Genomic DNA, 23123 nt, shown 5'->3' with positions numbered 1-23123 from the left:
CTATTGAGAAATAAAAAATCCAGCACATGATGTGCTGGATTTTAAGTTTAAGATTACTAAAATATAGTGTTCTGAGATTATTTAATGTTCTTAAAACTTCTATTGATAAAATTTGTTAACTCTTTACCTTTTAACAAACCTTGTGATAATTTTGCTAAATCTAATGCTTGGTTAATCAACGCATCTTTTTCTTCTTTCGAATCTTTAGCTAAAATCTCTGTTGCTAAATCCGAGTTTGCATTTACCACAACATTATACATTTCAGGGAAATTACCCATTCCGAACATTCCAGCTCCACCAGAAGCTTGCATGTCTTTCATACGACGCATAAATTCTGATTGCGTAATGATGAAAGGCGCGTCTGTTCCAGATAAATCTTCTAATTGAATTGTATATGATTTGTTGTTGATTGATTCTGTGATTTCAGTTTTCAATTTTTCTTTATCATCATCAGATAATTTAGAAATTTTAACTTCATCTTTTTCAATCAAATTATTGATATGATCTGCATCAACACGAACAAATGTTACATTTTCTTTTGTTGATTCTAATTTCTGAATCAAGTGAGAAGAAATAGGAGAATCTAATAAAATTACTTCGTAACCTTTCTCTTTAGCAATTTGAATGTATTGATCTTGTCCATCAACATCAGAAGCATAAAGAATAACTAATTTTCCGTCTTTGTTGGTTTGATTGTCTTTGATTGCAACATTCAATTCGTCCCAAGTGAAATATTTACCATCAATTGTTGGATACAATGCAAATTTGTCAGATTTTTCGAAGAATTTATCTTCCGAAATCATTCCATATTCAATGACAACTTTAATATCGTTCCATTTTTGCTCGTAATCTTCACGATTTTGATTTATTAATGATGACATTTTATCCGCCACTTTTTTCGTAATATGCGCAGAAATTTTCTTCACTGCTCCATCAGCTTGTAAGTACGAACGCGAAACATTCAACGGAATATCTGGAGAATCAATCACACCGCGCAATAACATCAAGAAATCAGGTACAATTCCTTTCACTTCGTCTGTTACAAACACTTGATTTTGGTACAATTGAATACGATCTTTATCAATATTGATATTGTTTCCTAATTTTGGGAAGAACAAAATTCCAGTCAAATTAAATGGATAATCAACATTTAAATGAATGTGGAATAAAGGTTCTTCAAATTGCATTGGATACAATTCTCTGTAGAAATTTTGATAATCTTCGTCAGACAATTCAGATGGCGCTTTTGTCCAAGCTGGATTTGTATTATTGATAATATCATCAACTTCGATTTCCTCAGGTTTTGCATCTTCAGCAGCACCTTCTGGTAAAGGAAGTGTTTCTTTTTTCGTTCCAAATTTGATTGGAATTGGCATGAATTTATTGTATTTATTCAATAATTCACGGATTTTCCATTCGTCTAAAAATTCTTTCGAATCTTCAGCAATATGTAAAACGATTTCAGTTCCACGCTCAGTTTTATCCGAATTTTCTAACGTAAATTCAGGTGAACCATCACATGTCCAATGAACTGCAGGCTCGTCTTTGTATGATTTTGTAATGATTTCTACTTTATCCGCAACCATAAACGCAGAATAAAAACCTAAACCAAAATGTCCGATAATTCCGTCCGCATCTTGGTGTTGATTGATAAATTCTTCCGCTCCAGAAAACGCTACTTGATTGATGTATTTCTCCACTTCATCAGCTGTCATTCCCAAACCTTGGTCAATAATGTGTAAAGTATTATCATCTTTATTGATTTTTACTTCAATTTTTGGATTTCCGTATTCTACTTTTGCATCACCAATACTTGTTAAATGCTTTAATTTCAGGGTTGCGTCAGAAGCATTCGAAATTAATTCACGCAAAAAAATTTCGTGATCGCTGTATAAAAACTTCTTAATTAATGGAAAGATATTCTCTACCGAAACATTAATATTTCCTTTATTCATCGTTATTGTATTTTTATTATTTAATAATTAGTTTTTCTTGTAAATAGTCTAAATCATGAGATTTATTGACGAATTCTAAATTTCAAAAGATATTCCAAATGAAATTTTTCTGACATTTTGTCGTAAAATAGATCTTGCGAACTGCTTATAATTGCTTAATTTTCGTTCAAATTTAGAAAGATGAAATTCGGAAAAGTAGAAAACCCAGAATTGGTTGATTTTACATTACCAAAAACGCCAAAAGAAACGATTGATTTGTTGAATAAGGCTGATAAATCAGATAATTTTGAAGTATATGTAGGCTGTGCGAAATGGAATAAGCAAGATTTGAAGAATTTTTATCCGCCTAAAACAAAAGATGAATTAAGTTATTATTCAACACAATTTAATAGTATCGAGTTAAATGCGACATATTATCGTTCTCCGAGTAAAGAAAATGTAGAAACTTGGGCGAATAAAACGCCAAAAGATTTTAAATTTTTCCCAAAAATTCCGCAAAGTATTAGTCATTATGGTCGATTGCAAAATGTGACAGATAAACTGAATCAATATTTGGATGCAGTTGCGTTATTTGAAGAAAAATTAGGAATGATTTTCTTACAAATGCACGAAAATTTTGCCCCAAAAGATTTTGAAAAATTAGAAAATTTCATTCAAAATTTTCCGAAAGGTTATCCGTTAGCTGTAGAACTTCGTCATGAAGATTGGTTTTCGAATGAAGAAAATTTTAATCAATTAGTTTCGTTATTAGAAAAGCATAACATTTCAAATATCATTGTTGACACAGCGGGTAGGAGAGATATGGTGCATATGCGATTGACTTCGAATGAAGCTTTTGTGCATTTTGTTGGAGCAAATATTCCATCCGATTATGAACGATTAGATGAATGGATTGAAACAATTAAACTTTGGAAAGCAGAAGGTTTGCAGAAATTGTATTTCTTTATTCATCAAAATTTAGAGTTAGAATCGCCAATGTTAGCCAAATATTTCATCAAGAAATTGAACAATGATTTAGATTTAGACATTCGTGGTCCGCAAGATGAATTGACGTTGTTTTAGACGTTTAAGATTATTAGAAATTATTTTAAAAACTATATGAAAAAACTTTTATTTGTACTACTTACATTTATAACTCTCACTTTTTCTTTTGCTCAAGTTCAGAATTTGAAAGAGTTGTCTACTGGAGTTTTAGAGCAATCTTCTCGACTTAATGACAACGATGGAAATGTGATTGGATATGCATTCATTTTCAACAAAGGTTTAATAAAAGAAGATAAATTTGTTCAATACGAATATGTATTGTTAGACAATAATTTGAACAAAATTACGAATGGAGATTTTGAGCTTCGTAATATTGCAAAGTCAATTTATAGCTTTACAGGAATAGAATTTTTGAAGCAAAAATTGTATATCAATTCGAAATTATACCATGCTAAAAGTTTTGGAGAATATGGAAATATTTTGATGAAGCTTGATTTGAAAACAAATAAAACCGAAGATGTTATGTTTTATAGAAATGGTGGTTATACTTCGTTTTCTGAAGTTGAAAGTTTTGATAAGATGAAATTTTTGAACACTTCGATGTATTCTGCCAATGTATTTAAAATGTATAAAGACGAAAATCAAGTTTATTATGTTGATTTTAAGATTGGTTTCGAAAATCTTTTAGAAAGTATAAATATTTATAACGAGAATTATGAGAATACATTTTCTTATGTGATTGATAAAAAAATGAAAAAAGATGGTTATAAGTTTGAACTAGGAACTTTTAAAAATGATCAATTAGTTTTATTGCAAAAAAAGGTTGATGAATCTTCTGGATTTTCTAAAATTGGTGTAGAGAGGTTGTTAACGTATGATTTGGCTGACGGAAAAAACACATCAAATATTGTATATAGTTCAAAAACTAACCGAGAAGGTATTTATGTTTTTCCTGAGATGGAAATACAAAATAATAAACTACTTGTAATAGGAGAAATAAAAGAATCTTCAGAACATGCTATTCCATACTCTAGATTTGGACCAACTATTGGATTGATGCGAACAATTTATGATAGTGTAGGAAAGCAATTGTTAGAAAAAAGAATTAATTACAACGAAATATTTTCTGATATTGGTTTTAAAACATTAAGAGATAATGATGGTTATCGTTATGCTTTGAAAGAGTTTTTTAATTATGATGATAATTCGTTTACGGTTTTATTAGAAAAGCAAAAAGGAGATAATAGCTTTACTATTATTCGATCTACAGACTATATTATCGCTAATTTTGATAAAAATGGAATTTTTAAAAATCATATTGTTTTAGAAAAATCGAAACAAAAAATGTTTGATAGTTATCTTTTTTCTCAAGAAAATAAAGCTGAAAACGAAGTTTTGTTTTTTTATAGCGAACAAGATAAAAATGATAAAAAAGTTTGGAATTTAATCATTAATAAGCTTAAAAATGGCGTGTTAACTCAAGATAAAATGCCTTTCAAAACAAAGGAAACAAGTATGCGTTTTGGTAAAGCTAAATATGGCTATATTTTTATTAGTGAATATAATAAAGATGAGAAAGAAAGCTCAGTTCGAATAGAAAAACTAAATTTATAAAAGGAAAAAGCAACTAATTAGTTGCTTTTTTTGTATAATATTCTCCAATATTTTTTAATTCGTCATTTGTTAAACTCCATAAGAAACTCAGTAACTTTTGCTTATTGATATTTTTGTCATTTGCATCAACTTGAGCAACATATTTATTAAATTTTAATGATTTTCGACCTTCATACAACTTAGTGAAAATTATTCCAATATATTTGTCTAAATCTGTTCTATTCGAATGATTTTGCTTCTCATACATCAACTCCAAAAGTGCTGTTGTATATTCTTCATTGTGAATATAATTTTCGTAATAATTTTGGATTTCTTTTGCTTTGACATTTTCAAATTCTGCCGAAGGAGTTACATTTTGTTTCGTAAAATCTTCTTGAAAATTTTTCTGAATCCAATTTAATCGATCATTCAAATTTGGATGTGTACGAATAGAATCTTTATCAATATATTCAGTAAAATTTAATCCTTCGAACAATGAGTTTTTTTCTATTTTAATCGATTTAGGATTGAATTTTTGTTCAGGTAAATCAAATAAATAAGCGTAGATAGAATCATCAAGTATAAATTTATCGTTTTGATCAAATTCTTCAATTTTCTTTAAAAGATGAAAATATTCACTTTTAGGATAATTAAGATTTTTATATAAAATATATCCCAAACTATCAGCAGAAATTTCTTTTTTGCGCGATTGTTCTGCTAAATCATACTTTTTTTGAATAACTACATCTTGAGATTTAATCAATTTTAAAAAATCTTGTCGTTTGATAGACTTGATTTCTCTTTTAAAATCTTTCTCAAATTCTGCATCTTGTTCTATTGATAATCTTGTATGATTTAATTGATTATGCGCAATCTCATGACAAATTACGGCTGCAAATTGAAATTGATTATCTAACAAATTAAATAAACCAGATTCTATAAAATATATATTAAAACCTAACGAAGCAGCATTAGGAATATTAGATTTAATAATATAGAATTTATTTGTATTCGATTTTAAATCAGTGTTTTTAGAAATGATTTGATTAAAAGTGTTTTGAGTAAGCTTTTGATAATCATTATCTAACATGTAATTATTTTTAGTATAATTAAGAGAAATTCGATGTTCTAAAAATTCAAAATAATTATCATATTCTTTTCTTTCTTCTTTTGATTTGAAATTACTAAGGGTTGATTTTATATTTTTAACATATTTAGAATCTAATTCTTTTGTTTGAGAATTAACAGTTTGAATAAATAATAAATAAGAGAAAAAAAGTATAAAGTATTTCATTCTATTTTGTGAAAATTTTTAGTGTATAATTCTTACAAAAATATACAAATAATTCTTTAAACCTCGATTGTTTCAACTAATTTTGCAGAACAAATAAAACAAAAGATTCTTCTCAATTATGAAACAATTTACTTCGGTTTATGATGTAGAAAACATCGACGAATTACTAAAAACAGCCTTAGAAATTAAAGCAAATCCTTTTGCTCAACAAGAAGTTGGTAAAAACAAAACAGTTGGTTTAATTTTTTTTAATCCAAGTTTGCGTACACGTCTAAGCTCTATTAAAGCGGCTTATAATCTTGGAGCAAATGCTTGGGTTTTGAATGCTGGAGCAGATTCTTGGACATTGGAAATGGCTGATGGAGCTGTGATGAATGGAGATTCGCAAGAACATATCAAGGAAGCAATCAAGGTAATGAGTGCGTATTGTGATGTTTTAGGAGTTCGTACTTTTCCGAAATTAGTAGATCGTGATGAGGATTACAACGAAATCATGTTCAATAAAGTAAAAGAGTTATCTTCTGTTCCTGTTGTGTCTTTGGAAAGTGCAACATTACATCCATTACAGTCTTTTGCGGATTTAATTACAATTGCAGAAAAAACGGGTTATACGCCAGGAACAAAACCTGCAAAGAAAGTGAAAGTTGTGATGACTTGGGCGCCGCATCCACGTCGTTTGCCACAAGCTGTTCCGAATTCTTTTGCACAGTGGTTTTCTAAAGTAGATTGGGTAGATTTTACAGTTGTACAACCGAAAGGTTATGAATTAGACCCAAAATTTACTGATGGAGCAACGATTGCTTATGATCAAGATGAAGCGTTGAAAGATGCTGATTTTGTTTATGCAAAAAACTGGTCTTCTTATGAAAATTATGGTCAAGCGAATGATGGTGATAAAGATTGGGAAGTGACAATGGATAAAATGAATTTGACAAATAACGGAAAATTTATGCACTGTTTACCAGTTCGTCGTAATGTGGTAGTATCTGATGAAGTTTTAGATTCTGATCGTTCTATCGTAATTGATGAAGCAACAAATAGAATTTTCTCTGCTCAAACTGTTTTCCACGAAATTCTGAAAAATAAGTAGATAAAAAAACAAGGCTAAAGATTAAATTTTAGCCTTATTTTTTTTCAATCTCATTCAATTATGAAGAAAGAAAATTCTACAAATTCTATTAATGATAAATATTTAGAAAACTTTTGTAACGCTTACAAGGTTTTATCCTTAATCACTGGTAGATGGAAGGTTTCAATAATTTTTACTTTAAAGGAAACTACAAAAAGTTATTCTGATTTGAAATTAGAATTTCCTAATCTTACTGATAGAATTTTGACAAAACAATTGAAAGAATTGCAAATAGATCATTTGATTGAGAATGAAAAAGATAAAACAAAATCAATTTATAAGTTATCTTCAAAAGGAGATAAAGTTTTATCACTATTAGAAAATATCAATAAATTAGATTTATAAAAATTTAAAAATGTACATTTTCTAAAAATTCAATAACCTCTCCATTAGGACTATAAACAAGACTATTACGAACATTAACCGGTTTTTTATCGTTACTTAATAAAAGTTCGTGAACACCTTTACTCAAATCAAAAGCTCCATTTTTTATTGCCTCTTCTCGAGCTTTTTCTGCATCTTTTACCATAAAACAAATATGTAAGATTGAATTTTCAATGTATTCATCATCCGCTTGCCTTTTTCTACCTTGAGTTGGAATTTCAGCATCTTTATCAAATAATTCGATGTAACAATTGATATTTTTATTGTAAATCATTACAGCTTTTTTTAACTTAAAAGAAGGCAATGACCATGAATGAACCTCTTCAAAACCTAAAGAATCATAAAATTTCAATGTTTTTTCAAAGTCATTTACTTTTAAAGAATAATGATGAAAGGCTACTATATTTTCTGCTAAAATCATGTTTAATTTTTCTGTAAAATTAGTATGGTTGACATCTCTTTACAAGAACTTACAAAATTGTTAGTTGGAGTTTTTTAAGAAAATATCATGCAACTAAAGAAGAATATCAATTTCTTCAATCATCCAATCAAAAACAAAAATTTAGGAAAGAATTTTATTGATTGCAATTTTGTATCTTTGAATAAAGATTTACAAATGGCAGATTATATCAGAATTCATCCAGAAAATCCACAAGAAAAAGCGATTGATCAAGTGGTTAAGATTCTACAAAATGGAGGTTTAATTATTTATCCTTCCGACACTGTGTATGGATTAGGATGTGATATTACGAATATCAAAGCGATGGAAAAATTGGCACGATTGAAAGGTGTTAAATTAGAAAAATCTCATTTTTCTATTGTTTGTAATGATCTAAGCCATTTGTCTCAATACACTTTGCCAATTGATAATAGTACGTTTAAGATTTTGAAACGCGCTTTACCAGGGCCATTTACATTTGTCATGAATGCATCGCGCAATTTACCTGTCGCTTACAAAGGAAAAAAAACGGTTGGTATTCGTGTTCCAGATCATGCTGTTCCGCAAATGATTGTCGAAAAATTAGGAAATCCTATTGCCTCAACTTCTATTTATGATGAAGATGAAATTGTTGAATATACAACAGATCCTGAATTGATTTTTGAGAAATGGGAGAAACTTGTGGATGCTGTGATTGATAGTGGTTATGGAGATAATATTGCGTCTACTATTGTTGATATGACAGATGGAGTAGAGGTTTTACGTGAAGGTAAAGGTGATATTGAAGATTATTTATAATTTATTTTTAAGAAAAAACTATGAAAATATTACTTTCTCCAGCGAAGATGATGAATTTGGAAACGAATGCTAAATGGAGAGCAACAACACCTCAATTTTTGGAACATTCGCAAGAAATTATGGATGTTATGAAAGAGATGAGTACAACAGATCTTGAAAAATTAATGAAAATTTCGAAAGATATTGCGGAAATGAATGTGGAGCGTAATCAGGTTTGGAATGTTAAACCTACTGCAAAACAAGCTATTCCAGCAGCTTTAGCTTTCAAAGGTGAAGTTTATAGAGGGTTGAATGCTGAAACTTTAGATGATGATGCATTTGATTACTTTAATAAACATGCATTTTTGTTATCTGGACTTTATGGGATGTTGCGTCCTTCTGATAAAGTAATGTTGTATCGATTGGAAATGGGTTCGAAATTAGATGTTCATGGTTCGAAAAATTTGTATGGTTTTTGGAAAGAAATTTTGACATCTTTTCTAAATTCAAAATTGAAGAAAGGCGAGTTTATCTTAAATTTAGCAAGCAATGAATATGCAAAAGTTTTGGATAGAAAATCGTTAAAAGTTCCGATGATTGATGTAGAGTTTCAAGATTACAAAAACGGTGAATTGAAAAAAATCATGATGTATTTTAAACATGCTCGTGGTGCAATGGCGCGTTATTGTGCAGAAAATAAAGTTGAAACTTTGGATCAAGTGAAAGCATTTGACGTGGATGGTTATCGTTTTGATGAGAACCTTTCTGCCGAAGAAATTTTGGTATTTACAAGATAATGACTAAAAAAATAATAACTTGAAGACTACTTTATTAGTAGTCTTTTGTTATTTTTAAATAATATATGAAAGAAAATTTTATCGATAAATTACCCATCAAAATTATTTACTCGTTCCAATCTCTGATTGAAGAATTAGAACGATCTGAATACAATTTTGGAGAGTTTAAAGCTTTTCTAGAATACCTGAAAGCTACTCGACCAGAGTTGATTAATGGTGTTGAAACATTTGAAGATTTTCAGAAAATTATCAAAGATGTTGAGCCTATTATTGAGAAAATTATTCCAAAACCATTTGTAAAATATAATTTAAAAGCGATAACTTTTCCCTTTTCAGATAAATTTATTTTTGCAACGGATCGACTTAAAGAGTTGATTAATAATAATGAATCGCGATTAAAATTCAATTTCGAAGATTTAGATTATGATACATTATATAAGTTTTGTTGTTGCTTTATCTTATCAAAATATTATCATAAAAATTTAGATTTTAATTTATCAAATCAGTTGGTGATAGACAATCAAAATGGCTACAGAACTTATCTTGGTACTGATATAAACCATGATTATTTTCGTATTTATCCATCTGAAGATAAATTTAAATTGACTGAAGATGAAATTGAAGAGTTGTTGAATAATTATGAAGATACAGCTTTGTGGATGAGAAAAATTCCAATTGGATCTTGGATTGCAAAAGGGTTTAATCTTGTTTCATTTTTTGACAATACGACTGAAATTGCACTTTCTAACTTAAAATCTAAATTATTATCTTATGGAGAACCTTTTAATATTGTTCGAAATGATATTATTTCTGCATTAAAATCTATTTTTAGGATCAATAATTTAGAAGTCGGTTTTTCAGCTTATAATTCGGATAAAAATCAATTAGAAATTAGTCATTTATTACAATTGAATGATAGTTTACTGATTGATAATCATAAAAAAATAAAACTGAATGAAGTTTTTTGTGCTGATTTAGAGAACAAAATATCGAAATCAGATTATTATGTTGTTTCTAATATTGACGCAGCTTTAGAAAAGTTTCCACAAGATAAAATGTTGAGAATGGCAAATGAATCTGGTCTGAAAAGTTTGATTCTTTATCCATTGAAAAACGGAAAATCTCATTTAGGTATTTTAGAAATAGGCTCGAAAGAAGCTGGAGTTTTCAATCGAATTAATGCAAACCTTTTACGCGAAATCACGCCTCTTTTAGAAGAATCTATTTATCGCTATACGGTAGAATTTGAGAATCAAATCAATGCTTATATACAAACCGAATACACATCGTTGCATCCAAGTGTAGATTGGAAATTTAGAGAAAAAGCTCGTGAACATATATTGCATCCGGGAAACACAAAACAAAAATCGCAGATTTCTTTTCAAAATGTATATCCAATTTATGGTGAATTGGATGTGAGAAATTCGTCAGTGATTCGAAATCAATGTTTAAAAAAAGATTACACTAATCAGATTAATTACTTGATTTTGATTTGTAACGAGTTATATAATCGTACAAAAAAGAATAAATTTTTGGATTATAGTGACGATTTGACTGATTTTTTGCAACGAATAGATAATGTAGATAAAATCTATTTCGAAAGTGAATTATTTGATTACATTACGTTGCATATTCATCCTGAAATTCCCAAATATGTAAAGGATGATGAGAAATCGATTATCGAAGAATATCTAAAAAAATTAGATTCTACAACGGGATTATTTTATGTTGATCGCAAAAAATTTGACCAAACAATTGTAATGACAAATTCACTTTTGTCGAACAAATTAGATACTTTTCAGAAAGATGCTCAAGGTGTATTTCCGCATTATTACGAACGTTTCAAGACAGATGGAATTGATTATAATTTGTATGTTGGACGAAGTATTGCGCCGTTCAAAAAATTCTCCTATCAAAATATTCGAGAAATTAGATATTGGCAACTACAAGCGATGATAGCTTTGGAACAATCTTACAAAGAAATTCAGAAAAAAACACCATTAAAAGTTGAGGTTGCTTCGTTGATTTTTGCAACGAATACCACTTTAGATATTTTGTTCAAATTAGATGAGAAACGTTTTGATGTTAATGGATACAACAATGCAAAATATGAAATAATCAAGAAAAGATTGAGTAAAGCTTTTGTGAAAGGGACAAATGAACGAATCAATTTGCCACACAAAATTTGTATTATTTATACCGAAGATATCCTAAAAGAAGAATACTCAAATTATATCAATTTATTAATTGATAAGAATTTTTTGAAAAAAGATGTTGAATATTTGGAAATTGATGATTTGCAGGGTATAAGTGGTTTGCAAGCAATTAGAGTTTCGATTAATTATAAAAATAAACTCGAAAAATATACTAAAATAGAAGAATAAAGAATGGAAAAAGATGATGTATTGCTTAATATTTCGATAGATAGTACTGCCGAAAATATTTGGAAAGTTTTGACTGATGAACAAGCGTTTAATGAATGTTTTGAAAACATAAAAATGACTTGTAACGATTGGAAAGTAGGAGAGAAGATAAAGTTTGTATCACAAAAAAATAATGAAACGTTGATAGATGAAGCTTTGATTACATCTATTATGGAGAATGAACGATTACGATATAATTATAAAAAACAAAATACAAACCATGAGATTGAAGTGATTTTTAACTTGAAAGCTTCGGGTAATTTTACTTATCTATCAATTGAAGGAAAAGATTTTGCGGATGATTTTGAACGCTCACATTCAGAAAATGCGTGGATAAATATGATGCAAGCAATTAAGAAATATGTACAAAAAAAATAACCTTCAAATTTTGAAGGTTATTTTTTTGTATTCTAAAATCCGAAATTCAAACCGAAAACGATTCGCCCTGGATCTTCACCTTTAAAGTATGAAACTGTTGCGGTAATAGATTGTGCTCCGTTTATCCAAAGTCCACCACCCATAGATGAATGCCATTTATTTGAGTCTTCTCCGTTTAACCAAACTCGTCCATAATCAGCTCCAACAAAAACGCCTAATCGTAATGGAACAACTGCTTTGAAACGTAAAGCATCAAATCGTAAATCAGATGTTTGTAAGAAAACTTTGTCTCCAGCAAAACGACCTAATCGATAACCACGTAAATCTTGATCTCCACCTAAATTAGCCATTTGGTAGAATTCCATAAAATTACCCCAAACTGCTTTACCTTTTAGCATAGAAGCAACTGTTAATCTTCCATTTGCAGAAATTTTATGCGTAAAACCTAAATTAAGTTCTGTGTAAAAATGATTACGTTCAAAATCTGTCAAGTTAGAAATCCATTTTGCATTAGCTAAAAATGTCATGCCTAATTTTGGTAATGATTCGTTATCGTAATTTTTGAACAAATATTTGGCTCCAATTTCTCCGAAATGTTGTCCTTTGAAAACGTCTCTATTAATTGATGGTAAATCTTCGACGATACGATCTTGATTTTCTTCAATCTTTTTGTAACTATAAATCGCAGAAAAATCTAAACGACCATTGTTATTCATAATCTTGAAAATAGATGGTCCAATACTATAACTTTCTAATCGAACACGGTTATAATCCATTCCAATTTCTTCTTGATTATTCACGGTTTCGTTTCCTAAGCCAAAGAAATTTGTACTGTAAGTTGGACTCGTGTAAGCAGCATTAAGGTCTAAATTCCATTTACCCAAAGCTTTTGTAAAGGTTCCTTTGTATTTTGCATCCCAACCGCCTGTCGCAAAATAATAACTTAATTGCAAATTGTGACGTTGCGAATATGGTTTACGATCAAAACCGTTAACAGTGTAGGTTGGCGATAAACCAATTTTTATTCCGTCATCAGGATTGTAGCCAATATTAGGTAACATAGTAAAGAAATTATACATCGGTTGTTTGTAATCGTATGTATTAACCTCGTAATCGTTGACAAAATTTTTCGACGTTAAAAAGGTAGATTCCGATGCATCACTTCCGTTTGCGTAATCATATACTTTTATTTTTGCAGAACGTTTTACTTCGTACATATCGTCATCTATTCCACCAATAATACGAACTAAAATAGCATTATTTGGCTTTCCTTCAACCTTGAATTTATCTTTTCCGTTTAATCCGTATAAACGAATTTCTTTCGTTTCTTTTTTATCAAAATCTTCATCAAGAATTAAAGTTCGATCTTGTCCTGAATAGATTTTTACATTTGTTTTTCCTTTTGGTAAACGAGTTATTACAAAATCTTCGTCTTCGTCTGTTCCTTTCAGAATGATTAATTTGCGAAGAACTTTATTATATTGTTCAGCAAATTTTTCTAATTTAGATTTTCGGGCAATAAGATTATTGATTACCTCTTGATCATATTCTTGTTTTGTTTCTTCAGGAATTAATTCAAATGATTGTTTGATATAATCATCACTCAAATTATCTTGAATATATTTTGCTTCTTTTTTCCATAAATCAAGATCGGATGATTCTAAAATGGCTAAATCCAACGGATAAGGTTCTCTGTTGAACCATTTTACATTTTTGATATCATCTTTGTAATCTTGCATATGTCTAAGCGGCGGAATTTTCATAATCAAATGAAAGAAAAGTCCGTCATAACGTGGAAATGCTTGGTCTCTATCACGTGGAATTGGTTTGTAAACAGTTTGATTATTTTCTTTGTAAACGCCCCAACGCCATTGATCAGAATGTCGATCCCAATCACCAACTAACATATCAAAAAGTCGAGCACGAATGTAGGCTTGTTTATCTACAACAACATCTTTGTTTTTGTGAATTGCAGCCAACATATCATCTGTACTAACAATATCTTTTGGTTTTCCGAAAACACCATCTTGATATCCAGACATTGGTCGCTCTTCTATCATGTATAATTCATCACCAAAATTCTCATTATATTCTTTCAAGGCTTCTTGTTTCGGAACATAATATAATTTTGGTGTAGAATGCATAATATTGATCGGTTTCATCAAATTAGCAACTGTTAATGGATAATATGGATGATTGGTTGTATAGAAATCCATCAAAAATTTTTCTGTGAACGAATCTTCAAACTCATCTGCAACATATTTATTTTTAAATGCAACTTGCTGAATGAATTGCGTGGCACTTTTCTTCACCGATCGCATATTGTATTCTTCACCTTTCGCATTCACCAATCGTAAACTTTGCGTTTGATGTCCACCGCCCATTCTAACAGGGGTTAAACCTCCATTTAGCTGACTTAAATTAACGGTATTAGCAGTAATTGTTTGACCATATGTTCGACGATAATGGCGACCAAAAAAGAATTTATACGGATCAGATTTACGTGTATCTTCTAATGGATATACACTTGTTTCTTTCGTTTTCGGCATTTTTTTGTCATCATAAACTTGAGCCAAATATTCCTTTTTCTTTTCTGTAATTTGTTTTGCTAATAATAATTCGATTCCACCGTCTTTAAAACCATAGAAATTAGCTTTAGAAGCACCATTATCATACAAATCTAAGACAACAAAACCATTATCTCCGTAAGAAAAATCGTTTTTACCAACCGCTTTTGCCGATTCTTTTTTAGAACCAGAACCACTGATAATTTGTTTGACATTGTTTTGTTGAATGTATTGCAAGTTGTGATCGTGTCCAGAAACAACAATTACATTATTTCTATTTTCGATAAGTGTTGCAATACGAGAAGCCATTTCTCTGTATTTGAAATTGTTAACATCTTGAGGGCTAAGACCTGTTGTACTTCTTAGTAAATTGATGAAAGATCCGATTACTGGTAATGGAACTTTGAAATTATCTCCTAATGGATAAAACTGTTTTTTGAAATCAAATTGTCCACCATGTGTTCCGTTCGAATATAACGGATGATGCATCGTGATAACAGTTGTTCTGTTTTGATATTTGTTCAATTGCGATTCTAGTTCTTCGAAGAAAGCTTCGCGCGATTTGATATCACATTTTTCATTCAGACCAGGATGTTTGTCCCAATCTTGCAAATACCATTCAGAATCTATCGCAATAATTCCGATGCTATCATTTACATTTATTTTATCAATTGGGCATGCATCTTTTGGTAAAAAAGATTTTTTATTACCCAATTGTTTTTTGACTAATTTTTCTTGTTCTTTTAATCCTTTTACACCATTCCTCCAATCATGATTTCCTGGAATAAAAAGAGTTTTTCCTTTAAATTCTTTCGCTAAATCAATCTGAAATTGAAGTTTTTCTCTACTTGTTGTATATTCAGCTTTTGTAGAATCTGTTACAATTCCATTTTCGTAAACATTATCACCTAAAAAGAAAAGGTAAGAAGAAGAGTCAGCTTTCGCTAATTGATTCTTTAAAATTTCTAAATTTTGTTTATTTTTTGGTTGATCTAAATTTCCGGCATCTCCGATTAAATAAATAGATTGAATCTTTTTTCCTTCAACTTCTTGAACTTTTTCAGTCTTAATATTTTTCCCGTATTGAGGATGTTGCGTTGCGCAAGATGTCATATAAAGGCAAGAACCTACTAAAGCCAAAAATGGATAATTCAATTTTTTGTTGTTCAGTGTTGGTAATAATTTCATACATTTAAGCGTTAAAAACTTGTGATGAACCAATTGTTATTAGATATAGAAAACTATGTTTTCAATCTGTTCAAAGATAATCTTTCTTTAGATTTTACGTATCATAATTTTATGCATACTGTAAAAGTTGTAGAAGCCATAAAAACTTTGAGCGCGGAGGAACAAATCTCTACAGATTTACAAGAAAAATTATTAATTGCTGGTTGGTTTCATGATACGGGATATACAAAAACCGTGCAAGGTCATGAAAAAGAAAGTGCAAATATTGCAAAACAGTATTTGAGCGAGCATAATTTCGACGAAAATTACATCAACGAAGTCCAAGATTATATTTTAATCACAACTTTAAATAGTGTTCCGAAAAATATAGGTGAAGCAATTGTAAAAGATGCAGATAACTATCATTTAGGACAAACTGAATATCCTAAAATTTCTGAGTTGTTACGTGATGAAATTGCCAAAATTTGTCACAAAGAATTTTCGGACTACGAATGGCATCTAGAAAATAGAAATTTCTTTCTAAATGTTCATCATTTTTATACAGATGCCGCAAAAAAACATTGGCAAAAAGGAAAAGAAGAAAACTTAATTTATACACAAAACAAAATCAAAGAGATAGAGTTGATTGGTGATATTCCCAATAAGTATGAAATTAAGAAAAAGAAAAACGATAAAATTCAGCAACCAGAACGCGGAGTTGATACACTTTTTCGTGTGACGTTAAACAATCATACGCGTTTAAGTGATATTGCAGATAGTAAAGCCAATATCTTATTGTCTGTAAATGCCATTGTGATTTCGATTGCGCTTTCTACTTTGGTTCCAAAATTAGGAAGTCCAAAGAATGAATATTTACTTTTACCTTCAATTGTAATGCTTTTATCAAGCGTTGTTTCAATTATTTTTGCAATTTTAGCAACTAAACCAAATGTAACGTACGAAAGTTTTAACGAAGAAGATGTAAAAAACAAAAAAGTGAATTTACTTTTCTTCGGAAATTTTTATCAAATGTCGCTTGATGCGTACGAAGAAGCTATGCAAGAATTGATGAAAGACCGCGATTATTTATATAATTCTATGACAAGAGATTTGTATTATTTAGGAAAAGTTTTGGAAAGAAAATATCGTTTGTTAAGCATCACGTACACAATTTTTATGATCGGAACAATTTTATCCGTTCTAACGTTTGCTTACGCGATGATCACGAATGTTGCTTAATTATTTCTTTACTTTTTCGAAATCGAACGCAATTTTACTTGATTCATCATTACTAATCTCAGCTTTTAACTGATTTCCAACTTTCCAATATTTGATAAGTTTAGGAAAATCATTCTCTTGATTTTCTAATGTAAACGAATTTTTATCAGAATTGATCAAATTAAAATCAGTTGTCTCATTTTTAGTTTTGTCCAAGTTAACTTTCAATATCCATTTATCATCAATCTTTGTGATAGTAAGATGTTCCTGCGAAATTGTATCATTATTTTTGATAGTAAAACCACAACCTAAAAAAGTGTTTTTATCAACTTTTTTCCAGTTTTCATACGTTTTTCGATCAGGTTTTTCATTTGTTCTAATCCATTCTCCAACCAAAAAATCAAAACTTGGTTTATCAGCAGAAGTTTTAGTTGATTCGCAAGAATTCAGCGAAAAAATAAATAAAATTAGAAAAGTAAATTGTTTCATATTGGTGTGTTTCAGTTTTATTTCGCGTGCCTATCAACTTCAAAAATTCCAAAAACATTGTTATCTGTATCCAAAAAATAACCTTGCCAACACATTCCAGGAATTGCAAATTTTGGCATAGCTATTATTCCTCCGTTTTCCAGGATTTTTTGAGCAGTTTTATCAAAATTTTCTACTTCCATGGTACATGTAAAAGCATTTGTACCACAATTTAGAGGAGGTGTTTCGGCAGGGCGCTTAAACATTCCTCCCTCCATTCCAGATGTATTGATACGATAATATTCGAGTGGTAAACCTTCTTGTTTTAAAAAACTCCATCCGAAAACATTTTCATAAAATGTCATGCATTTCTGTGGATCATTTGCTTGAATTTCAAAATATACAATGCTATTCATCTGTGGTAAATTTTCTATAATTTAAATTTAGTGAAAATTTATTCAGAAAATCATTATTCAATCAAATATTAGAATAAATCTTTCGAGAATGATTATTTTTATACTTTAAAATAAATAAGATGAAAATTGAATTAAATAGAGTAAATCAGGCTTCTCATTATGAAGCGACAGCGCCAAGTTCTTCGGTAAAAGTAAATATTGATGGACCAGAATCGATTGGAGGAGAAGGAAAAGGAGTTCGCCCGATGGAGTTAGTTTTGATTGCTTTGGGAAGTTGTAGTGTTTTTGATTTGAATGAGATTTTGAAGAAACAACGCCAAGAAATTGAAGATATTAAAGTTGAAGTTGAAGGCCAACGTAGAGATGAAATTCCAAATATTTTCACGAATATTCACATCAAATTTTTCTTAAAAGGAAATATTGATTTAGATAAAGCAAATAAAGCTGCTGAATTAGCGGTTAAGAAGTATTGTAGTGTACATGATATGCTTGCAAATGGCGGGATTGATATCACCTACGAGATAAATGTGAATTAAATTGATAACAAAAAAAAGGTCTTTCGTTCGAAAGACCTTTTTTCAATACATACATTTTCAATTAAGCTTCAACAGTAGTTAAAGCTTCTTGAAAGATATTAATTTGCGATAATACTTTATTTTTTAATTCTTCATTTACAATTTCACTATTTTGGAAATTATCGTTGAAAGATGGGAAAGTCGTGCTTGCTACAATTTCTCCACTTGCAAACATTCCAAAATATTTTGTCGCAACTTCCATTACATTTCCACCTCCGTAAGCACCTGGAGATGTACTTAATAACAATACTTTTTTATCTTTCAAATATGGCATTTCAATACGAGAAACCCAATCCAAAATGTTTTTTAACGCGACAGAAAAGTTTCCATTATGCTCTGCCAAAGAAATTACAACACCTTCTGCATCTTTGATTTTGTTGTAGAAATCTTGTGCTTCTTGTGGAAATCCATTTTCTAATTGACGGTCAATAGAGTAAATAGGCATCTCGAAATCATTGATGTCAACTAAATCGATTTCTGCATTTTCGATTTGATTTAAAGTATAATTTAATAATTCTTTATTGATTGATTTTTTGCTGTTACTACCAGCGAAAGCTAAAATTTTCATATTCTAATTGAGTAATTTTATTTTTGATGAAGCAAAGTTATTGCAAGCAACGATAAATTTTATTGACCTATGTTAGGAAAAGATAAAAACTTATATTTTTTTTCTAAACTCATTTATTTTAGCGAATAATTCAGCATCAAATTCTTCATTTATAATTTTTCCGTTCTGGAAATTATCATTAAACTTTGGTAATGAATAATTTTCGATTAATTCTCCGCCTAATTTCACCAATAATTTAGATCCACTTTCTAACGCATTTTTAGCACCATAACCGCCTGGAGAAGTACTCATGACAAATATTTTCTTTCCTTCCAAAAATTTATGATTGATGCGAGAACACCAATCCATATAACTTTTGAAAACCGCGGTTACATTTGCATTGTGTTCCGCCAAAGAAATCAATAAAACATCTGTATCAATCAAAGTTTGATAAAAACGTTTTATTTCATTAGAAAAGCCTTCTGTTTTTTCAATATCGATGTCAAAAGTTGGAATATTATAATTGTTTAAATCTAAAATTTCAATTTCAAATTCATCTAAAAAGGAAGTGGCATAAGTTACCAATTGTTTGTTGATAGAAGTAGAGCTGTTACTACCAGCAAAAGCTTTAATAATCATAGTTTTTATCTTAAGTTATTGTTTTTTTGTGTGTAATAATTGCGCGTATTCTGTTGGTCGAATTCCCGAAACTTTCTGAAAAATATTACTGAAAGATGACAACGAATTATACCCAACCAACATCGCAATTTCGTACATATTATATTTGTTTTCGGCAATTAATTCCAATGATTTTGTGATACGTAACGCACGTAGAAATCGAACATAATTCATTCCCATATTATCTTTAAATTTTCGGGATAATGTTCGTGTGCTCAAACCAAATTGTTGTGCAACTTCATCTATTGTATAGTTTTTTTCGATATTTTTCATCAGAAATTGAGCAATATCAATCAATTTCTGATCTTTTGGAAATGGATGTTGGATGAAAGCGGGTAATTTATTCGATTCCATTTCGGGTAAAATAGATCGTATGGCTTTTACAAAGTCATATTTTGCAGGATCTTTTTCTGAAATTGATCCACTCCAATTTTTGGTATACAAAATCATTTCCCTTAATAACTCATTCGTGTAATAAATATTTGTAATCGAATAAAAATCGTTTTCTTCTTTTTCGGTCTTAAAATAAAAATTATACAAATCGCCTGTTTTACTATTCGTTAAGATAGAATGTGGCGTATTTGCAGGAATCCACATAAAACATCGCGCAGGCAAATACCAATGTTTGTCGTTTACAAAAACGTGTACAATTCCGCCTTCTGCATATAATAATTGTGCTTTTTTGTGCTCATGTACGCGCGTTCCTATCGTATCTAAATGTGCATGTTGTATGTAAAAATGGACTTTAGATTTGTCAACTTCATTAAAAAAAAACTGATCAAACAACATTGTTTTTATACTTTTATAAAGTGAAATATTTTGCTTTTGCAAATTACTTTATTTTGGCGTAAATGAGCAAATTATTTTCTTTTTTTATCAAGAGGGTAAACATGTTTTCAATGTAACTTTGCATCACTAAAAATCAATAACAGACTTATAAATAATACAAAATGATATTTAAATTCGTTAAATATCAGTTGCTTACATTGTTGTTAATGCTGAGTGGGTTGAGTTATGCTCAAAATGAAATAGACTATAACCAACTGAAATTAAGCAAAGCAATTGAAATTGGACTTCAAAATAATAAAAAATTACAAATTAGCGCTTTAAAAACTAATATTGCTGAATTAAAAGAGAAAGATCTTAAAAACGAAAAATTACCAGATGTAGACTTTCACACTGGTTTTAATGTTTTGAGTAATTTACGCCAATTCGAAGACGGTGTTCTAAAACCTTCTACAAAATATGCTGTTCCTCGTGTGAAATATGATTTTACACTTTCGGCTGAAATTCCAATTTATTTGGGAGGAAAATTAAAAAATGAAGAGAAAAAATCTGAAATAGAAACTAATATTTCGAAACTACAAGTTCGAAAAGATGAGCGAGAATTGAGAATGCAAGTTATCACAGCTTATTTACAAGCGTTGCATTTACAAGAGCAACAAAAGTTGATTTCGGATAAAATGAGAGAAGATTCGGTTGTGATAAAGCAAACAGAATCCTTGAAAAAAAATGGTTTGGTAACGTATAACGAAGTTTTGAGAACTGAACTGCAGTTGTCAAATCATAAAATGTCTTTTACGGAATTGGCAAATGAAATTTCGATTATCGAACATCAAATCAAAACAATTTTGGCTTTACCAGAAAATCAAGAAATGCATATTGATACCAATGATTTGTTTACAAATGAAGAACATTTGGGATTGGTTGATGAAATGATTTTGGAAGCAATGGATCAAAGTGAAAGTTTGAAAATTGCGAAAGATGATTTGAATTTGAAAGAAATTGATAAGAAAATTACCAAAGCCAATACATTACCAAAAATAACTGCTGGTGCGGAATATGGATATAATTATCCAAACTTTATGTTTTTTCCTCCAGAAGAATATTTGTACAGATTTGGTTCTGTTGGGGTAAATGTTTCGATTCCGTTGAGTAATTTTTTCAAGAATAAACAAAAAATGCAAATCGCAGATCGTAACATTTCAATTGCAAAATTAGAAATAGAAGAGAAGGAAGAGCAAATTCGACATGATGTTTTTGCAGCGAATAAACGATTAGAAGAATCGATCGATAAAATAAAAATTGCCGAAGAAGCAATTGGTCAAGCCAAAGAAAATTATCGAATTGTTCGAACAAAATATGTCAACAAATTGAGTTTGATTACAGAACTTATTGATGCGGATAACGCTTATTTAGAGGCTCAATCGAATTTGATTTCATTGCAAATCAATAAACAATTAAAATACTATCAATTACAATACGTTTTAGGAAACTTATAAAAATGGGAAAACAACAGACAAAAGGAGAAAAACGAATGAATAGAACGCTTTCGGCGATTGCTTGGATTTTTATTATCATAGGAATCACTGCAGTGGCTTGGTTTTATTTCTTTTCGAGTTCACATGTCAATACAAATGACGCGCAAGTGCGACAATATATTACACCAGTTTCGAGTAAAGTTTCTGGTTTTATCAAAAAAGTAAATTTTGAAGAAAATCAATTTGTGCACAAAGGTGATACGCTTGTTGTGATTGACAATAGAGAGTTTCAGAATCAGATTGATATTGCCGAAGCAAATTTAGAATCGACTTCGCAATCTGTTTTAACCTACGAAAAAGCGGTAGATACAAAATCAAGTGATGTTAATATTGTTAATGCAAATATAGAAGCTGCTAAAATAGAGGTTTGGAGAACGGAAAAAGATTATAATCGTTTCAAAAATTTAGTACAAGAAGATGCTGCAACTGTGCAACAATTTGAAGAAGTTGAAGCAAAATATAAACAAGCAAAAGCAAGTTTGAGTGCTTTGGAACAACAACGTAATGCAGTAAATGTTAGTGCGTCTGCTGAACAAACAAAAGTTGCGCCTGCAAAAACTCAAATTTTACAACGAAAAGCCCAATTGAATGATGCCAAACTTACTCTCTCATATACCTATGTTGTGGCGCCTTATGATGGTTGGGTTGGAACAAAAAATATTCAAGAAGGTCAGTTAATAAAAGAAGGACAAGCCTTAGTACAAGTGGTTTCGAAAGAGAAATGGATTGTTGCGAATTTTAAAGAAACGCAAATTGGAGAAATCGATTTGGATCAACCTGTTATTATAAAAGCTGATGCTTACAAAAACATTGAGTTTGAAGGAAAAATTGAATCACTTTCGCCAGCTTCTGGGTCTGAGTTTGCTTTGATAAAACCTGATAATGCAACAGGGAACTTCGTGAAAATTGAACAACGTTTTCCTGTAAAAATAATTCTGAAAGAGTCTAAAAATAACGAAAAATTACGTACCGGAATGAATGTAAATGTTTCCGCAGAAAAAGTAAATTAAATA

The 23123-nt window shown here is 29.9% G+C and carries 21 protein-coding genes; 12 read left to right on the top strand and 9 right to left on the bottom strand.

Going from position 1 to position 23123, the window contains the following annotated elements; translation table 11 throughout:
- Positions 1-77 precede the first annotated feature (77 nt).
- Positions 78-1955: a molecular chaperone HtpG gene (gene htpG, locus N5D90_RS08560; RefSeq protein ID WP_280062175.1), complete on the bottom strand. Its 1878-nt coding sequence runs from the start codon at positions 1953-1955 to the stop codon at positions 78-80.
- A gap of 180 nt (positions 1956-2135) precedes the next feature.
- Here htpG and N5D90_RS08555 point away from each other — a divergent pair, with 180 nt between their 5' ends.
- Positions 2136-3017, top strand: a complete 882-nt coding sequence (locus N5D90_RS08555; protein WP_280062174.1) for a DUF72 domain-containing protein — start codon at positions 2136-2138, stop codon at positions 3015-3017.
- A gap of 36 nt (positions 3018-3053) precedes the next feature.
- Entirely contained in the window at positions 3054-4553 is a 1500-nt protein-coding gene (locus N5D90_RS08550; RefSeq protein WP_152606185.1) for a DUF6770 family protein, read from the top strand.
- Between the two features lie 13 nt (positions 4554-4566).
- Here the strand turns inward: N5D90_RS08550 and N5D90_RS08545 are convergent, their stop codons facing one another.
- Positions 4567-5826 carry a M48 family metalloprotease gene (locus N5D90_RS08545; RefSeq protein ID WP_038336045.1) on the bottom strand — a complete coding sequence of 420 codons (1260 nt, stop codon included), beginning with the start codon at positions 5824-5826 and terminating at the stop codon, positions 4567-4569.
- A 118-nt stretch (positions 5827-5944) separates the two neighbouring features.
- On the opposite strand from N5D90_RS08545, the gene N5D90_RS08540 reads away from it, so the two are divergent.
- Positions 5945-6916 (top strand): N-acetylornithine carbamoyltransferase, encoded by a 972-nt coding sequence (locus N5D90_RS08540; RefSeq protein WP_038336047.1) that lies wholly within the window; start codon positions 5945-5947, stop codon positions 6914-6916.
- Positions 6917-6976: 60 nt separating this feature from the next.
- Complete coding sequence (locus N5D90_RS08535; RefSeq protein ID WP_280062173.1) at positions 6977-7300, top strand: helix-turn-helix domain-containing protein; 324 nt, start codon at positions 6977-6979, stop codon at positions 7298-7300.
- Between the two features lie 4 nt (positions 7301-7304).
- On the opposite strand, the gene N5D90_RS08530 is transcribed toward N5D90_RS08535, so the two are convergent.
- Positions 7305-7760, bottom strand: coding sequence for a VOC family protein (locus N5D90_RS08530; protein ID WP_280062172.1), 456 nt, complete (start codon positions 7758-7760; stop codon positions 7305-7307).
- Positions 7761-7955: 195 nt separating this feature from the next.
- Here N5D90_RS08530 and N5D90_RS08525 point away from each other — a divergent pair, with 195 nt between their 5' ends.
- From N5D90_RS08525 to N5D90_RS08510, 4 genes are all read left to right on the top strand, one after another.
- Entirely contained in the window at positions 7956-8576 is a 621-nt protein-coding gene (locus N5D90_RS08525) for an L-threonylcarbamoyladenylate synthase (RefSeq protein WP_038336126.1), read from the top strand.
- A gap of 20 nt (positions 8577-8596) precedes the next feature.
- The gene (gene yaaA / locus N5D90_RS08520; RefSeq protein ID WP_280046276.1) at positions 8597-9352 is read left to right on the top strand and encodes a peroxide stress protein YaaA; all 756 of its coding nucleotides are present in this window, start codon (positions 8597-8599) and stop codon (positions 9350-9352) included.
- Positions 9353-9417: 65 nt separating this feature from the next.
- Entirely contained in the window at positions 9418-11736 is a 2319-nt protein-coding gene (locus tag N5D90_RS08515; protein WP_280062171.1) for a hypothetical protein, read from the top strand.
- 3 nt (positions 11737-11739) lie between these two features.
- The gene (locus tag N5D90_RS08510; protein ID WP_038336053.1) at positions 11740-12153 is read left to right on the top strand and encodes an SRPBCC domain-containing protein; all 414 of its coding nucleotides are present in this window, start codon (positions 11740-11742) and stop codon (positions 12151-12153) included.
- A 32-nt stretch (positions 12154-12185) separates the two neighbouring features.
- Here N5D90_RS08510 and N5D90_RS08505 read toward each other — a convergent pair whose 3' ends face one another.
- The gene (locus N5D90_RS08505) at positions 12186-15908 is read right to left on the bottom strand and encodes a metallophosphoesterase (RefSeq protein ID WP_280062170.1); all 3723 of its coding nucleotides are present in this window, start codon (positions 15906-15908) and stop codon (positions 12186-12188) included.
- A 24-nt stretch (positions 15909-15932) separates the two neighbouring features.
- On the opposite strand from N5D90_RS08505, the gene N5D90_RS08500 reads away from it, so the two are divergent.
- Complete coding sequence (locus N5D90_RS08500; RefSeq protein WP_280062169.1) at positions 15933-17126, top strand: Pycsar system effector family protein; 1194 nt, start codon at positions 15933-15935, stop codon at positions 17124-17126.
- On the opposite strand, the gene N5D90_RS08495 is transcribed toward N5D90_RS08500, so the two are convergent.
- The gene (locus tag N5D90_RS08495; protein WP_280062168.1) at positions 17127-17594 is read right to left on the bottom strand and encodes a DUF6265 family protein; all 468 of its coding nucleotides are present in this window, start codon (positions 17592-17594) and stop codon (positions 17127-17129) included. It lies immediately after the preceding gene.
- A gap of 17 nt (positions 17595-17611) precedes the next feature.
- Positions 17612-17989, bottom strand: a complete 378-nt coding sequence (locus tag N5D90_RS08490) for a VOC family protein (protein WP_180904698.1) — start codon at positions 17987-17989, stop codon at positions 17612-17614.
- Between the two features lie 119 nt (positions 17990-18108).
- Between N5D90_RS08490 and N5D90_RS08485 the strand changes: the two genes are divergently transcribed.
- Complete coding sequence (locus tag N5D90_RS08485; RefSeq protein ID WP_038336062.1) at positions 18109-18525, top strand: OsmC family protein; 417 nt, start codon at positions 18109-18111, stop codon at positions 18523-18525.
- Positions 18526-18586: 61 nt separating this feature from the next.
- On the opposite strand, the gene N5D90_RS08480 is transcribed toward N5D90_RS08485, so the two are convergent.
- The 3 genes from N5D90_RS08480 to N5D90_RS08470 form a co-directional block, all read right to left on the bottom strand.
- Positions 18587-19132, bottom strand: a complete 546-nt coding sequence (locus N5D90_RS08480) for an NAD(P)H-dependent oxidoreductase (protein ID WP_280062167.1) — start codon at positions 19130-19132, stop codon at positions 18587-18589.
- Positions 19133-19222: 90 nt separating this feature from the next.
- Positions 19223-19750 (bottom strand): NAD(P)H-dependent oxidoreductase, encoded by a 528-nt coding sequence (locus N5D90_RS08475; protein ID WP_280062166.1) that lies wholly within the window; start codon positions 19748-19750, stop codon positions 19223-19225.
- Between the two features lie 15 nt (positions 19751-19765).
- Positions 19766-20578 (bottom strand): AraC family transcriptional regulator, encoded by an 813-nt coding sequence (locus N5D90_RS08470; RefSeq protein WP_280062165.1) that lies wholly within the window; start codon positions 20576-20578, stop codon positions 19766-19768.
- 161 nt (positions 20579-20739) lie between these two features.
- On the opposite strand from N5D90_RS08470, the gene N5D90_RS08465 reads away from it, so the two are divergent.
- A complete protein-coding gene (locus N5D90_RS08465) occupies positions 20740-22071 on the top strand; it encodes a TolC family protein (RefSeq protein ID WP_257468115.1) in 1332 nt (443 codons plus the stop codon).
- Between the two features lie 2 nt (positions 22072-22073).
- Positions 22074-23120: an HlyD family secretion protein gene (locus N5D90_RS08460; protein WP_219034486.1), complete on the top strand. Its 1047-nt coding sequence runs from the start codon at positions 22074-22076 to the stop codon at positions 23118-23120.
- The last annotated feature ends 3 nt before the right edge of the window (positions 23121-23123 follow it).

This window comes from Empedobacter sp. GD03797 (assembly GCF_029842105.1).
GTDB classification, from domain to species: domain Bacteria; phylum Bacteroidota; class Bacteroidia; order Flavobacteriales; family Weeksellaceae; genus Empedobacter; species Empedobacter falsenii_C.
Note: the sequence above shows the minus strand (reverse complement) of the source record. Positions and strands in the feature narration are given on the sequence as shown.